Here is a 13331-nt window from a genome sequence, read left to right on the forward strand (position 1 = left end):
CCCACCTGCCGACCGCTTGCGGTGGGCAGCGCCTGTTCGTGTCAGCCCAGCAGACCCGACGTTTCCCTGAGAAATGTCGACCAAACGGCGTAACCGGCAGCATTCATGTGAACGAGATCGGGAAGGTAGTAGCGAAACATCGGCAACCTGTTTTCGCCAATTAGGCCGACGCTTGGATCTAGCCAGCTGGCATTGCCATCCGTTTCACACCAATCACGGGCCAGCTGGTTGAACAGCTCAAACTCATCGCGATAAATCCAGCGGGCCGGACTGTGTTTGATGGCAAAAACAAAAACCTTGGCCTCCGGCAAAGTCTTTAAAATAGCCTCTCGCAATGTCTTTAAATGGCCAAGAGTTGTCTGGGCTGTCAGGCCATCGCTGGCGATGTCATTTTCGCCAAAATACAGGGCGATCCGGCGTGGCTTCAGAGGCGTCAGAAGCTGGTCCATGTAATGGATGCCGGAAAGATATGTTCCACCACCGAACCCCAGATTGACGACATCCAGTGAGCCGAGGTCTTCGGTGATCGAACTCCAGATCCGAAACGAGGACGAACCGTAAAAGGCAATCGGATCATCAGGCAGGCCGACGCGTTCCAGCCGAGCCAGCGTTGTGATGATATCGTTTTCGTGACGGCCTGTGCCAATACTGGCCGGAAATTCATACATTGGGTGTCTCCCGGACTGTTGCAGGTCTACGAAAGTGAATGTTTGAGAACACTCAACGCCCCGCGAACAAGAACGTCATCTGCGCCGAGGTCAATTTCCAGATCGAATTTTCTGGCTGCGGCCAGATAGAGGTCGTTCAATCCGTCATTGCCGACAATGGTCGCCTTGTCGCCCGGCGAATACCAGCCCGCATCGCAGGCCTGCCGGAATTCCTGACCAATGACCATGCCATGAACGTAGGATCGCAACTGATCAGGTGACAGTTTGCCGGCCAATCCGCCCGTTCGCGACGAAAATAGCAGTGAGAGCATGGCGCGCGAGTTTTTCGCCTCCTCAAGGCCTTGGTCAAAAGCGGCCGGATCATCAATGGGCGGCTGGGTGGCACCTCGGGCAATGAAGGAATGGTTGATCAACAGCGCGAAGACCTCACCAGTTACAAAGGTTTGAAAACCGGCAATCTTACCTGCCTTGACGCTTGCCCATTTGCTGTGAGTGCCCGGAATGATGATGGTTGCATCAGCACCTAGCCCATGCCCAACGATTTGCGTCTCTTCCCCGCGCATCACATCGGGAAATGGACGGCGGGCCGGGTCAGTCAATCCTGGCAGGAAAACCAGGTCCGACCCATTCGGCAACTGTCGTCTTGTGCTGCCGGCGGCCAGGTCTGCAGGTCCTGCCGGGCAGGGCACGTAGGGAATTTCCACCCAGCCGTTGCGGCTGGTGACCATACCGAGCGCAGCCACCGGGATCGCACCATGGGTCGAGAACCAGGGCGCCAGAGCCCCCATCAATGCAGCTTCATGTTCACCCTTCTGAAGAGACGAGATGCCCTGTGCGGTTTCCAACTGGTCTAGTTCTGCACCATTTTCGTCCACCAGCGCAGCTCTCAGTGATGTGGTTCCCCAATCGACGATGATCGATGCGGTTTGTTCTGCCATGTCGTGAGCCTCCTCGCTCATTTTCATCTGAGGGCTTGTCATAAGAGTTTTGCGCATGTAGTGTCAATTAGTGAATTCAAAGTATCAATATGTGAGACTTCATTGGGAGGTGAAAAAATGGCGACTGGTCTGAGGGGCATACTGCCCGTTCTGCCAACACCGTTTTTGAAGAGCGGCGAGGTTGATAAGGCAGGCATGTCACGACTAGTGCAATTTGCACTCGAACAGGGTGTGGACGGCCTGGTTTTTCCCGGCTTTGCCAGCGAGGTAGAGAACCTCAGCGCTGACGAACGTGCTGAGCTTCTAGCCGTGGTTGTTAAGGAAGCCGCAGGGCGGATCCCTGTAGTGGCTGGCGCCAGCGCTGCTGATTGGCGCGAAGTGGTAGAGCACGGACGCGTGGCCGCCCGCCACGGTATCCGCCATTTGATGGTACAGCCGCCGAAATCGGTAGGCACCGATGCCCCAGCATTGATCGAATTTCTTGGCCATGTGCTGGACGCGCTGCCAGAGATCGAAATCATTCTGCAGAATGCGCCTGCACCACGCGGTTCAGACCTGTCACCCCAGGCTATTGTTGAGATTATTCGTGCGTTGCCGCGTGTCGCCTACGTCAAGGAAGAGACACTGCCTGCCGGCCCGGCAATCAGCCACATCATCGCGAATGCCCCTGCCAGCCTGAAGGGCGTGATCGGCGGCGGCGGTGCACGTTACATTTTGGATGAATATGCCCGCGGCGCAACCGCTGCCATGCCCGCTCTTGAAATTGCCGGAGAACATGTGGCGATTGATCGTGCGCTGGTTGCCGGCAAACGCGACGAAGCGCGCGCGATATATGTCCGCACCCTGCCGCTACTGGTCTTGCAGGCGGTTTATCGTATGCGATTGACCAAACATGTGCTGGCCCGTCGCGGCGTCATCGACGGCGTTGGCGTGCGTGCACCTACCCCTGATCTCGATGCGGCAGCAATTGCCGACATCGATGGCAATCTTGTTGAGCTCGGTCTTCTCTCCGCGGAGGCCGCATGAACAGCCCGGTCGCATCAGTTGAGGTTTTTACCCTCACCCAACCCCGTAAAGTGCCTTATCTCGGCGCTTTACGGGAAGGTGAGGTCGTCAATCCCAATGGTTATATCGTGCGAAAGGGAAACCGCACGGTCTACCCGACCTTCGATCGCAGCGTGCTCGTCCGCATGACGACCAAAAGCGGCATCGTTGGCTGGGGCGAAACCTATGGCATTGTTGCACCCGGCGCGGTGGCCGCACTGATCAATGATCTGCTGGCCGGTTTTGTCATCGGCCGCGACGCCTCTGATCCGTCCGCAATCTATGACGATCTTTACGACATGATGCGGGTGCGTGGTTACACGGGTGGCTTTTATGTTGATGCATTGGCGGGCCTCGATATTGCGCTATGGGATATAGCCGGTCAGGAAGCGGGTAAATCCGTGCGTGATATGCTTGGCGGTGGCGTAGACGATTTTCCGGCCTATGTTTCCGGCTTGCCGGAAAAGACGCTGCAGGCACGCGGCGAACTGGCAAAATACTGGCAAGATCGCGGTTTTGATGCCTTCAAATTTGCGACGCCGGTGGCGGATGATGGCCCGGCCGCAGAAATGGAAAACCTGCGCAAGGTTCTGGGACCGCACGCAAAAATCGCCGCCGACATGCATTGGAACCAAACGCCGGAGCGGGCGCTGGAGCTGATCGCAGACATGGCGCCGTTTGATCCATGGTTCGCCGAAGCTCCGGTCTGGACCGAAGACATTGCCGGTCTGGAAAAAGTGTCCAAAGGCACCGACATCCCGATAGCTGTCGGGGAGGAGTGGCGTACCCATTGGGACATGCGCGCCCGCATCGAGCGCTGCCGCATCGCCATCGTGCAGCCGGAAATGGGCCACAAGGGCATCACAAACTTTGTTCGTATCGGCGGCCTTGCGACCGAACACGGCATTGATGTGATCCCGCACGCGACCGTCGGCGCCGGTATCTTTCTGGCGGCAAGTCTGCAGGCGTCTTCAACATTGAAGACGCTTAAAGGCCACGAATTCCAGCATTCGATTTTCGAGCCGAACCGTCGCCTCCTTTCAGGTGACATGGATTGCCGCGAAGGTCGTTATTACCTGCCCTCCGGGCCAGGGCTCGGGGTAAAGCCGTCGGAGGCGGCGATCAGTATGCTTGAACGTATCTGAATTGGTTCTTTGGGAGGAAACCATGAACAAGACAATGAAAAGATTGGCGCTCGGCGCCGCGACCACAGCTTTGGTGACCATTGGTAGCCTTGCGCCTGCCATGGCCGACACGGTGCTCAAATTCATTTCCTGGCAAACCGATGATGCCGGCACCGGCGAGTGGTGGCACTCGGCCATTGCAGAGTTTGAAAAACAACACCCCGGCGTGAAGATCGAATTCACCAAGGCCGAGCGCAGCTCCTATGCCGATACGATGACGACGCTGTTTGCGGCCAACCAGCCACCGCAGATTGTCCATCTTGCATCCTTCGAATTCCAGATGTTTGCCGATAGCGGCTGGCTGGAACCGCTCGAACCCTGGCTTGAAAAAGACGGCATCGACATGACCGGCTGGGCCGGTCAGAAGACCTGCGAGTGGAACGGTGAAACTGTCTGCATCATGACCAACTACTTCGGTTTCGTCATGGCGTACAACAAGAAGATTCTCGATGAGGCCGGCATCGCGGTGCCAAAGACCTACGACGAGTTTTTCGCTGCTGCCAAGGCAACCACCAAGGATCTCAATGGTGACGGTATCATCGACCAGTTCGGGACGGGTCATGAAACCAAGGGTGGTCCGGGCCAATATCTCACCGAGATGCTGAACTATATCATCGATGCAGGTGCCTACTGGACCGACAAGGATGGCAATATCACGATTGATACGCCTGAGATGGTCGAGGGCCTGACACGATGGAAAACCGTGATGAAAAGCGGCATCAGCCCGGTGGATATGAGTGCCAGCGATGTGCGCAAGCTTTTTGCCGATGGCAAAATGGCCATGCGTCTGGATGGACCATGGCTTTACGGCACCACCGAAAAGGGTTCGGCCAAGAGCGACATCGTTTATGCCGCACCACCGCTGACACCACCGCTTGGCGGCTCATCCAACGTGCTGGCCATGCCGTCAGATATTCCCGATGACCAGAAACAATTGGTGTGGGATTTCATTAAGCTAACGATGACACCTGAATTCCAGCGCACCTATGCAACGTTGGGGGGCAACACGCCGCCAAGCCCTAAGGCTGATGTGTCTGGCGTTGAAAAGACCATTCCGCATTTCCCGATTCTTTTGGAAACGATGAAGGCCGCATCCGAGAAGGGTATCGACCGCGTACCGATCGGGCTTGAGCTCTATTACAACGAGTTCAGCAAGATGGTGATGGAAGAGACCCAACGGATGATCATTCAGGACCTCGACCCTGCGGAAGTAGCAAAGACCATGCAGGCCAAGGCGGAAAGCATCAAGGGCTAACCCGTTTAGGGACCATGGTCCGCCCACATCGCGGGCCATGCACATATCACACAGCATCCGGCAGGAGAAACATCCATGACCGACACCGTTCAGCCGGAGCGACGCAAGTTCTTTGACCTTGCGCGCCCCAGCCGGCAACATCTTCTCGGCTACATCTTAATCGCCCCGGCGGTTTTGATGGTCGCCGCCATCATCGTCTGGCCGCTTGTCCTGGCGATCGACCTGTCGTTCCAGCAAGTCAAGATACCAAGGTTGGGTGGCGCCAGCCGTCCATTCTCGATCAGCAACTATGTGTGGCTATTTTCCTCACCAGAATTTTGGCTGGCCTGCTGGGTTACGCTGAAACTGGTGATCGTGGTGACAGCCGGCAGTGTTGGCGTCGGTCTCAGCACAGCACTTCTCGTAAACAACCGTTTTAAAGGTCGTACCGCCGCCCGCCTCGGCATGGCACTGCCTTGGGCAGTACCGGAAATCATCGCTGTAGTGATCTTTGCCTGGATGTTTGATACCTCTTTCGGCCTGTTCGGCTGGCTGGCGATACAGCTCGGTTTCACCGACCAGATGATCCCGTGGGTCAGTAGTTCGACGGCAGCTTTCTGGGCGGTGGCCATCACCATGGTCTGGAAAGGGTTCCCTTTCGTATCGATCATGTGCCTTGCCGGCCTTCAGTCGATCCCTGCGGATTATTATGCCGCCGCAAAGGTCGATGGTGCCGGTGTCTGGCAGCGTTTCCGCTGGATCACCATGCCGCTTCTGATGCCGGTTCTCGGCGTCACGCTGGTGCTGACACTGCTGTGGGTTTTCCGTGATTTCTCGATCATCAAGGTCCTGACCGGTGGCGGGCCGCTGCGCTCCACCCAGACCCTTTCGATCATGACCTACGATCAGGCTTTCCAGTACCACAACTTCGGCCGTGCCGCCGCCGTCGGCGTACTGACACTGGTCATCTGCATTATTGCCAGCCTGCTGATGTTGGGCCGGCGTTCGAAATCCATCTACTGAGGAGGCTTTGATGAGACGTACATTCGCACAGAGTCTCGCGCTTTACGCCACGGTCGCGTTCACACTGATCATGATCCTGTTTCCGGTTTATTGGTTGCTGGTAACGGCGCTGTCGACGACCGATGAACTTTACCGCCTGCCGCCAACCTTCTGGCCTGACGATCCGCAGTGGGACATCTTTGCCCGCGTCTGGGCCGCAAAACCCATTCTAATGTGGCTCTGGAACTCGATGCTTGCCGCCGTCGGCTCGGTGGCGCTGTCGATGCTGGTTTCTGTCAGCGCCGGTTACGCATTGTCACGCTATTCCATGCGGGGTGGTGCGACCATGGGGATGTTCGTCCTCACCGCCAAAATGTTGCCAGCCACACTCTTGGTCATTCCGCTGTTTTCGATCTTCTCTAGCTTTGGCCTGATCGGCAGTCTTTGGACGCTTGTGCTGGCGCATTCGACGATGATCATTCCCTTCGCCACATGGATGCTGAAGGGGTATTTCGACACCATTCCGAAGGAGCTTGAACAGGCTGCCATGGTTGACGGATGTTCGCCCATTGGCGCCATGATCCGTGTGGTTCTGCCCATCGCAACACCGGGCCTCGCCGCAACCGCGCTTTATGCCTTCGTGCTCAGCTGGGCGGATTATGCCTATGCACGCACCTTCCTCGTCAACTCACCCGACAATTGGACGGCCAATCTCGGCATCACCACGATGCAAGGCGAATATGTCACCTACTGGAACGACATTTCCGCCGCATCGGTGTTCATCGCGCTGCCAATCATCGCAATCTACCTCTTTCTTGAACGTTATTTGGTCGGCGGTCTTACCGCTGGCGCGGAGAAATAAGCATGGCCAATATTTCCATTCGCAATGTCAGCAAGTCCTATGGTGCGCTCAACGTCTTGCGGCCCTTCTCTCTAGAGATCGAAGACGGCGAGTTCGTGGTGCTGGTCGGACCATCCGGCTGCGGCAAATCAACGATGCTGAAAATCCTGGCGGGTCTCGAGCCTGCCTCCGAAGGCGAGATTTTCATTGGTGACCGCGAGGTGACGGATCTTGCGCCCGGTGATCGCGACATCGCCATGGTGTTTCAGAATTACGCGCTTTATCCGCATCTGACCGTGCGCCAGAATATCGGTTTCGGCCTGAAGATGCGCGGCACTGATAAAACAGAAATCGATCGACGTGTTGATGATGCAGCGCGTATTCTTGAGGTAACACCCTATCTCGACCGCAAACCAAAGGAACTCTCCGGCGGCCAGCGCCAGCGCGTCGCACTTGGCCGTGCAATCGTGCGTCAACCGCAGGCCTTTCTTATGGATGAGCCTTTGTCCAATCTTGATGCCAAGCTGCGTGTCCACATGCGCGCCGAAATCGGTGCCTTGCACAAACGCATCGGCGTGACCACCGTTTACGTCACCCACGATCAGGTCGAAGCCATGACTATGGCTGATCGTGTTGTCATCATGCAAGGCGGTGTCATCCAGCAGATCGCCGCACCCGACGAGCTGTTCAATAACCCCGCCAATCTGTTTGTGGCAGGCTTCATCGGTTCGCCGGGCATGAACTTTCTCAATGCGGAATTGCGCGATGGCAAGGTAACGGTGTTTGGCCAGCAGGTGGCCTTGCCACGCGCCACCAGCCATCAGGGCGCGGTCGTGGTTGGCCTGAGACCGGAACACCTCATGCTTGGTGATGCGCCGGTGACCTTCTCTGTCCGCCCCACATTGATTGAAAGCCTTGGATCGGAAAAATATGTGTACTTCAACGTTGAAGGCGCACGCATCGCAGACGGTGAAGAAGGAAAATCGAAAGGCTTGATTGCCCGCGTTTCCCATACCGGAAATCTGCCACGTGACGAAGACATAAGGCTCGGCTTTGATCCTGCCCAGCTATATTTGTTCGATGCCAAGACCGGTGAACGGTTATGATCCTGGTGACCGGCTCCGCAGGGCGGGTTGGCCGCGCTGTCACTGCTGTATTGAGAGCAAAAGGCCGGCCAGTCCGCGGTTTTGACGTCAGGCCTTCAGGGGCGGATGGCGATGTCGTTGGTTCGCTTGAAGATGCTGCCATTCTGGCGCAGGCAGTTGAAGGCGTAACGGATATCCTGCATCTCGGAGCTTTCATGTCCTGGGCAGCCGCTGACCGCGACCGCATGTTTGCAGCCAATGTCGAGGGAACACGGCGGCTTCTGGATGCGGCTGCGGCCGCAGGTGTGCGTCGTTTTGTCTTTGCGTCCTCAGGCGAAGTCTATCCTGAAAACCGGCCAGAGTTTCTACCGGTCACCGAGGAGCATCCGCTGCGTCCGAACTCTCCTTACGGTCTGACCAAGCTGCTTGGGGAAGAACTGGTACAGTTCCACCAGCGCACTGGCACAATGGAAACTGTGATCCTGCGATTTTCGCACACGCAGGACGCCAGCGAATTGCTGGATGAAGACAGCTTCTTTTCCGGCCCGCGTTTTTTCCTGAGACCACGTATCCGCCAGCAAGAGAACTTTGGAAACCTTGCTATAGCCGATCTTCTGCGCTCCAGAGACATCGGCGAGCCCGCACATGTTCTTGCACGCAATGAAAACGGGCGTGCGTTCCGCATGCACATAACCGAAACCCGCGACATGGTGGCGGGTATTCTCCTGGCGCTCGATCATCCCGACGCGGCAGGTCAGATCTTTAATCTCGGATCAGACGAACCGGAAGATTTTGCCAAACTTATCACCGAAATGGCAACTTTAACCGGCCTTCCAATCGTACCAGTCGATTTTCCCGGCGCAGGCGTTTATTACCACACGTCAAACGCGCGTATCAGGAACAGGCTGGGGTTTAGGGCGGAATGGACGATCAAGCGAATGCTGGACGAGGCAATCGCCGCAAGGCGGCAGCGTCTCGCCGGGGAGAACGAGCCTTGGGGGAAGAGGCCATGAAGCCTGAAACGCCGGGCGGGACAGCCGCGCTCGCCAAAGGGTTGACCTTGCTCGACATGGTCGCCGATGCGCCGGAACCATTGCGTTTTGCCGAATTGCTGCGGGCCTCTGGCCTGCCAAAGCCAACCTTTGCCCGCATTCTGCGCACGCTGATTGCCTATGGGCTGGTGCGCCAAGACGAGGCGCGCAGCACGTACGTGCTGGGTCAGCGTTTTCTCGAAATGTCGCATAAAGTGTGGGAGAGTTTCGATCTCGTCTCAGCTGCAACACCCGAACTGGAGCGGCTGGCGGCAGAGCTTGGCGAAACCGTTGCACTGTGTCGTCTCGACGGTGTGATGGCGCAATATCTGGTCGAACGTTCACCCAACGGCCTCTCCGTACGGGTTGAAGTGGGCCGGCGTGTTCCGCTGCATTGCACGGCACCGGGCAAGGCGCTTCTCGCCTTTCAGGACCCTGCAGTCGGCCGGTCACTCATCGAGCGTCTGACGTTGGACGCGCAAACGCCACAAACCATTACCACACTGGACGCGCTGCAGGCCGACCTGACACTGACGCGGGCTCGCGGTTATTCTATTTCATATGAAGAGCATTTACGCAGCGTAAATTCGGTGGCTGCTCCTGTGATGGGGCGCGACAATACGCCGATCGGCGTACTGGTGGCGCTTGGCCCATCCTCACGTCTCGATGCATCCAACATCCATCCAGCTGGCCGTGAACTGATTGCAGCAGCCCGGCGCATTACCGGTGCCGCGGGTGCCGTCGCCATCAGTTCACGTCCGCGTCCTCGCACAGCTGTCGGGCGCCACATGGCGGACCTCAGTTGCGTTCTGCCTTGGGGCGCACAACTTGGTGAAAGCCCGGTCTGGCACGAAGACGAAAGGGCCCTCTACTGGGTGGATATTCTGCACCCAGCGGTCCATCGCTTTGACCCGGCAACCGGTCGCAACGACACTGCAGAGACCGGAAAGTTGGTCAGTGCTGTCATTCCAGTTTCGCAAGGCCGTCTGCTGGTTGCCTCGCAAGATGGCATTGAATGGCTGGATTTTGCCTCCGGTCGCTTGACACCTTTCGTCAGCCCGGAAGCGGGCATTGCCGATAACCGCCTGAACGATGCCAAATGTGGACCCGACGGTGCTGTCTGGGTTGGCTCAATGCGGATCGACGCCTCCAAACCAACAGGCGCGCTGTACCGCATCAATGCCTCTGGTGCCTCCGAACGCAAGGAGGGCGGTATTATCGTATCCAATGGCCTTGGCTGGAGCCCGGATGCTCGCACCTTCTATTTTGTCGATACCGTGCCGGGGCTCATCCACGCATATCATTGCGATCCAGTGACCGGCACTCTGTCGGGACGACGCGAATTTGCGCGCATTCCGGTCGCCGATGGTCGACCGGACGGGCTCGCGGTCGATGCTGAAGGCGGTGTCTGGTGCGCAATCTGGGATGGCTGGTGCGTGCATCGCTATCTACCCAATGGCAAGCTGGACCAGGTGATCGATCTGCCGGTGCCAAGGCCAACCAGTATCGCCTTTGGCGGTCCAGACTTCTCGACACTTTTCATCACCAGCGCCCGCACACGTTTGCCAGCGTCGGCACTGGCAGATGCACCACTGTCGGGTGGCCTGTTCTCCTGCCGCCCCGGCGTTGCCGGCGCGCGCATACCGCTATTCGAAGGTTCAGTGTCCGAAGGATAAATGATGCGTCTTGAAACAGTTTTTGGCCTGAAGGGCCGCACAGCACTGGTGACGGGCTCAAGTCGCGGCATCGGTGCCGCCATTGCCGAAGGTTTGGCGGGGGCTGGCGCCCACATCATTCTGCACGGCACAAAAGCTGGAGGTGCAGCAGCTGTTCAGCAACGCATTACCGATGCAGGCGGCACAGCGCAGGAACTGGCAAGCGATCTCTCAAGCCCCGATGCTGGCCGCGACCTGATTAAACGGGCTGAAGCCATCGCACCGATCGATATTCTCATCATCAACGCCAGCGCCCAGATCAACGCGACCCTGTCTGATCTGAAACCCGCTGATCTGGCGTTCCAACTGGCGGTCAATCTCGGTTCGACCGTAGATATGCTGCAGACGGCGCTCCCGCTGATGGCCGCCCGCAAATGGGGCCGGGTGGTTTCGATCGGATCGATCAACCAGCTTCGCCCGAAAGGCGTCGTTACCGCCTATGCTGCCACCAAGGCGGCACAGCATAATCTTATCCAGAGCCAGGCACGGGATTTTGCCCGAGACAATGTCCTGCTCAATACGCTGGCACCTGGCCTGATCGATACCGACCGCAACGCACATCGGAAAGATGAGGATCCCGAGGGTTGGGCTGATTATGTCCGCAACCTGAACTGGATGGGCAGAGCAGGGCAACCGGAAGAGATGGTCGGAGCGGCGATTTTCCTGTCATCTCAGGCCTGCAGCTTCATGACCGGCGAAAGCATTTTCCTGACCGGTGGTTACTGAGCCGGACCTGCTCGCCACCTGCTAGTTAACCTGCGTAACCAATCGCTATTGACTCCTTTGCTCGGCAGGCCTCCATCGAGGCGTGTTCGAGTGGACTATGCCCGTGCCAAAAGCCATCCTTTAGAAAACTGAATTTCCAGCAGCTTTCCAGACATTGCCAACCTAAAGCAAGCTTTTGTCAAACCGGAAGCGGCAGCTTACCGGGGATATTGTGCGGGGCATCATTAATTTATCCAGATTTGTTGTCGACAAAATGAATACACTAGATTATATCCAGGGTAATCGAATGTATAAAGTCCATTGATCCCGTGAGTGAAATGGCTCAACAGAAAGGAAGCCGCATGTCCGCCGCAGTATTTTCGGGCACTATGCCTGCATTGATGACCCCTTGCAAAGAAGACCGCACGCCGGACTTCGACGCATTGGTCAAGAAGGGCAAAGAGTTGATCGCGCTCGGCATGTCAGCGGTGGTTTATTGCGGTTCGATGGGTGACTGGCCACTCCTGACCGACGAACAGCGCATGGAAGGTGTCGAGCGTCTGGTCAAGGCAGGTGTGCCTGTGATCGTTGGAACTGGCGCCGTCAACACCGCTTCGGCCGTTGCCCACGCAGCCCATGCCCAGAAGGTTGGCGCGCAGGGTCTGATGGTTATTCCGCGCGTCCTGTCGCGTGGCTCGGTCGTGAGTGCCCAGAAGAGCCACTTCAAGGCCATCCTCGCTGCAGCACCTGATCTTCCGGCGGTGATCTACAACAGCCCCTACTACGGCTTTGCAACCCGTGCCGACCTGTTCTTTGATCTGCGTTCGGAGCACAATAACCTTGTCGGCTTCAAGGAATTCGGCGGCCCGGCTGACATGCGTTATGCCGCGGAGAACATCACCAGCCGCGATGATGAAGTTACGCTGATGATTGGTGTCGACACCGCCGTCGTCCACGGCTTCGTCAATTGCGGAGCAACCGGCGCAATCACCGGCATCGGCAACGTCCTGCCGAAGGAAGTCCTGCACCTGTGCAAGCTCTCCATGGCTGCGGCAACAGGTGATGCGGACGCCCGCCAGCGTGCATTGGAGCTGGAAAACGCTCTTGCCGTGCTGTCATCCTTCGATGAAGGCCCGGATCTCGTTCTCTACTTCAAGCACATGATGGTGGTGAAGGGCGACAAGGAATACACGCTGAACTTCAATGAGAGCGATTTCCTCTCTGACAGCCAACGTGGTTATGTCGAAGCACAGCTGAAGCTGTTCGACAATTGGTATGCCCAGTGGAGCAAGCTGCCAGGCGCCGTGCAGACCTACAAGGCGTAACCAGAAATAACAGCGGGGTCCGAGAACAAACTCGGACCCCGCTGTAAATTTCGTATTTTCACACTGCTCACTGGTGATTTTCACTGAGAGCCGGCTCTGGCAGCGTTAACGCCGCCGCACAGCTCCCAAAATGCATAATCAAGCGTGCCGGCGAAAAAGCGTCTCCGCGCAGATGGGGCGACCTGTCATCAAATCGATCCCCATTCACGCGCGGCAACGAGCCGTGATTTAATCAAGCAGGTACGACGTTTTCCGCTTTCGACTTGCCAGTCTTGCGGTCCTGACCGATTTCGTAGCTGACCTTCTGGCCGTCACGAAGTGGGCTCGAGCTCTGAACTGCAGAGATGTGAACGAATACGTCAACGCCGCCATTGTCTGGCGTGATAAAGCCGAAGCCTTTGTCCTGATTGAAAAACTTTACTGTCCCAGTGGCCATGTATATCCCCGTAAATAATGGCGGCCCTTATGCCGCCGACGCGGGAGATTAGGCATCTGCGCCGTCAACCGCAACCGATATTTGATAGTAAATACTGTAAATACAACGTTGCGAGGCCACTTT

Annotated in this window: 13 protein-coding genes; 10 read left to right on the plus strand and 3 right to left on the minus strand. The window is 57.1% G+C overall.

What is annotated here, in order from left to right; genetic code table 11:
- Positions 1-41 precede the first annotated feature (41 nt).
- Complete coding sequence (locus IB237_RS21715; RefSeq protein WP_192490812.1) at positions 42-668, minus strand: GDSL-type esterase/lipase family protein; 627 nt, start codon at positions 666-668, stop codon at positions 42-44.
- 26 nt (positions 669-694) lie between these two features.
- Positions 695-1606, minus strand: a complete 912-nt coding sequence (locus IB237_RS21720; RefSeq protein WP_246788176.1) for a 2-dehydro-3-deoxygalactonokinase — start codon at positions 1604-1606, stop codon at positions 695-697.
- Positions 1607-1723: 117 nt separating this feature from the next.
- Here IB237_RS21720 and IB237_RS21725 point away from each other — a divergent pair, with 117 nt between their 5' ends.
- The 10 genes from IB237_RS21725 (at position 1724) to IB237_RS21770 (ending at position 12772) form a co-directional block, all read left to right on the plus strand.
- A complete protein-coding gene (locus IB237_RS21725) occupies positions 1724-2632 on the plus strand; it encodes a dihydrodipicolinate synthase family protein (protein WP_192490813.1) in 909 nt (302 codons plus the stop codon).
- Positions 2629-3795, plus strand: a complete 1167-nt coding sequence (locus IB237_RS21730) for a mandelate racemase/muconate lactonizing enzyme family protein (RefSeq protein WP_192490814.1) — start codon at positions 2629-2631, stop codon at positions 3793-3795. Before IB237_RS21725 ends, IB237_RS21730 begins: the two co-directional genes overlap by 4 nt.
- A gap of 22 nt (positions 3796-3817) precedes the next feature.
- Positions 3818-5089, plus strand: a complete 1272-nt coding sequence (locus IB237_RS21735) for a sugar ABC transporter substrate-binding protein (protein WP_192490815.1) — start codon at positions 3818-3820, stop codon at positions 5087-5089.
- 75 nt (positions 5090-5164) lie between these two features.
- Positions 5165-6091 (plus strand): carbohydrate ABC transporter permease, encoded by a 927-nt coding sequence (locus IB237_RS21740; RefSeq protein ID WP_192490816.1) that lies wholly within the window; start codon positions 5165-5167, stop codon positions 6089-6091.
- Between the two features lie 10 nt (positions 6092-6101).
- Positions 6102-6932, plus strand: coding sequence for a carbohydrate ABC transporter permease (locus IB237_RS21745; RefSeq protein ID WP_192490817.1), 831 nt, complete (start codon positions 6102-6104; stop codon positions 6930-6932).
- Positions 6933-6934: 2 nt separating this feature from the next.
- On the plus strand, positions 6935-8017 hold the full coding sequence (locus tag IB237_RS21750) for an ABC transporter ATP-binding protein (protein WP_192490818.1): 1083 nt from the start codon (positions 6935-6937) through the stop codon (positions 8015-8017).
- Positions 8014-9009: an NAD(P)-dependent oxidoreductase gene (locus IB237_RS21755; RefSeq protein ID WP_192490819.1), complete on the plus strand. Its 996-nt coding sequence runs from the start codon at positions 8014-8016 to the stop codon at positions 9007-9009. The genes IB237_RS21750 and IB237_RS21755 overlap by 4 nt, the downstream gene beginning before the upstream one ends.
- The gene (locus IB237_RS21760) at positions 9006-10703 is read left to right on the plus strand and encodes an SMP-30/gluconolactonase/LRE family protein (protein ID WP_192490820.1); all 1698 of its coding nucleotides are present in this window, start codon (positions 9006-9008) and stop codon (positions 10701-10703) included. The genes IB237_RS21755 and IB237_RS21760 overlap by 4 nt, the downstream gene beginning before the upstream one ends.
- Positions 10704-10706: 3 nt before the next feature.
- Positions 10707-11468 carry an SDR family NAD(P)-dependent oxidoreductase gene (locus IB237_RS21765; RefSeq protein WP_192490931.1) on the plus strand — a complete coding sequence of 254 codons (762 nt, stop codon included), beginning with the start codon at positions 10707-10709 and terminating at the stop codon, positions 11466-11468.
- Positions 11469-11809: 341 nt separating this feature from the next.
- Positions 11810-12772 (plus strand): dihydrodipicolinate synthase family protein, encoded by a 963-nt coding sequence (locus IB237_RS21770; RefSeq protein ID WP_192490821.1) that lies wholly within the window; start codon positions 11810-11812, stop codon positions 12770-12772.
- A gap of 232 nt (positions 12773-13004) precedes the next feature.
- Here IB237_RS21770 and IB237_RS21775 read toward each other — a convergent pair whose 3' ends face one another.
- The gene (locus IB237_RS21775; RefSeq protein WP_192490822.1) at positions 13005-13208 is read right to left on the minus strand and encodes a cold-shock protein; all 204 of its coding nucleotides are present in this window, start codon (positions 13206-13208) and stop codon (positions 13005-13007) included.
- Between the last annotated feature and the right edge of the window lie 123 nt (positions 13209-13331).

The sequence above is a fragment of the Agrobacterium sp. AGB01 genome (genome assembly GCF_014851585.1).
GTDB lineage: Bacteria > Pseudomonadota > Alphaproteobacteria > Rhizobiales > Rhizobiaceae > Agrobacterium.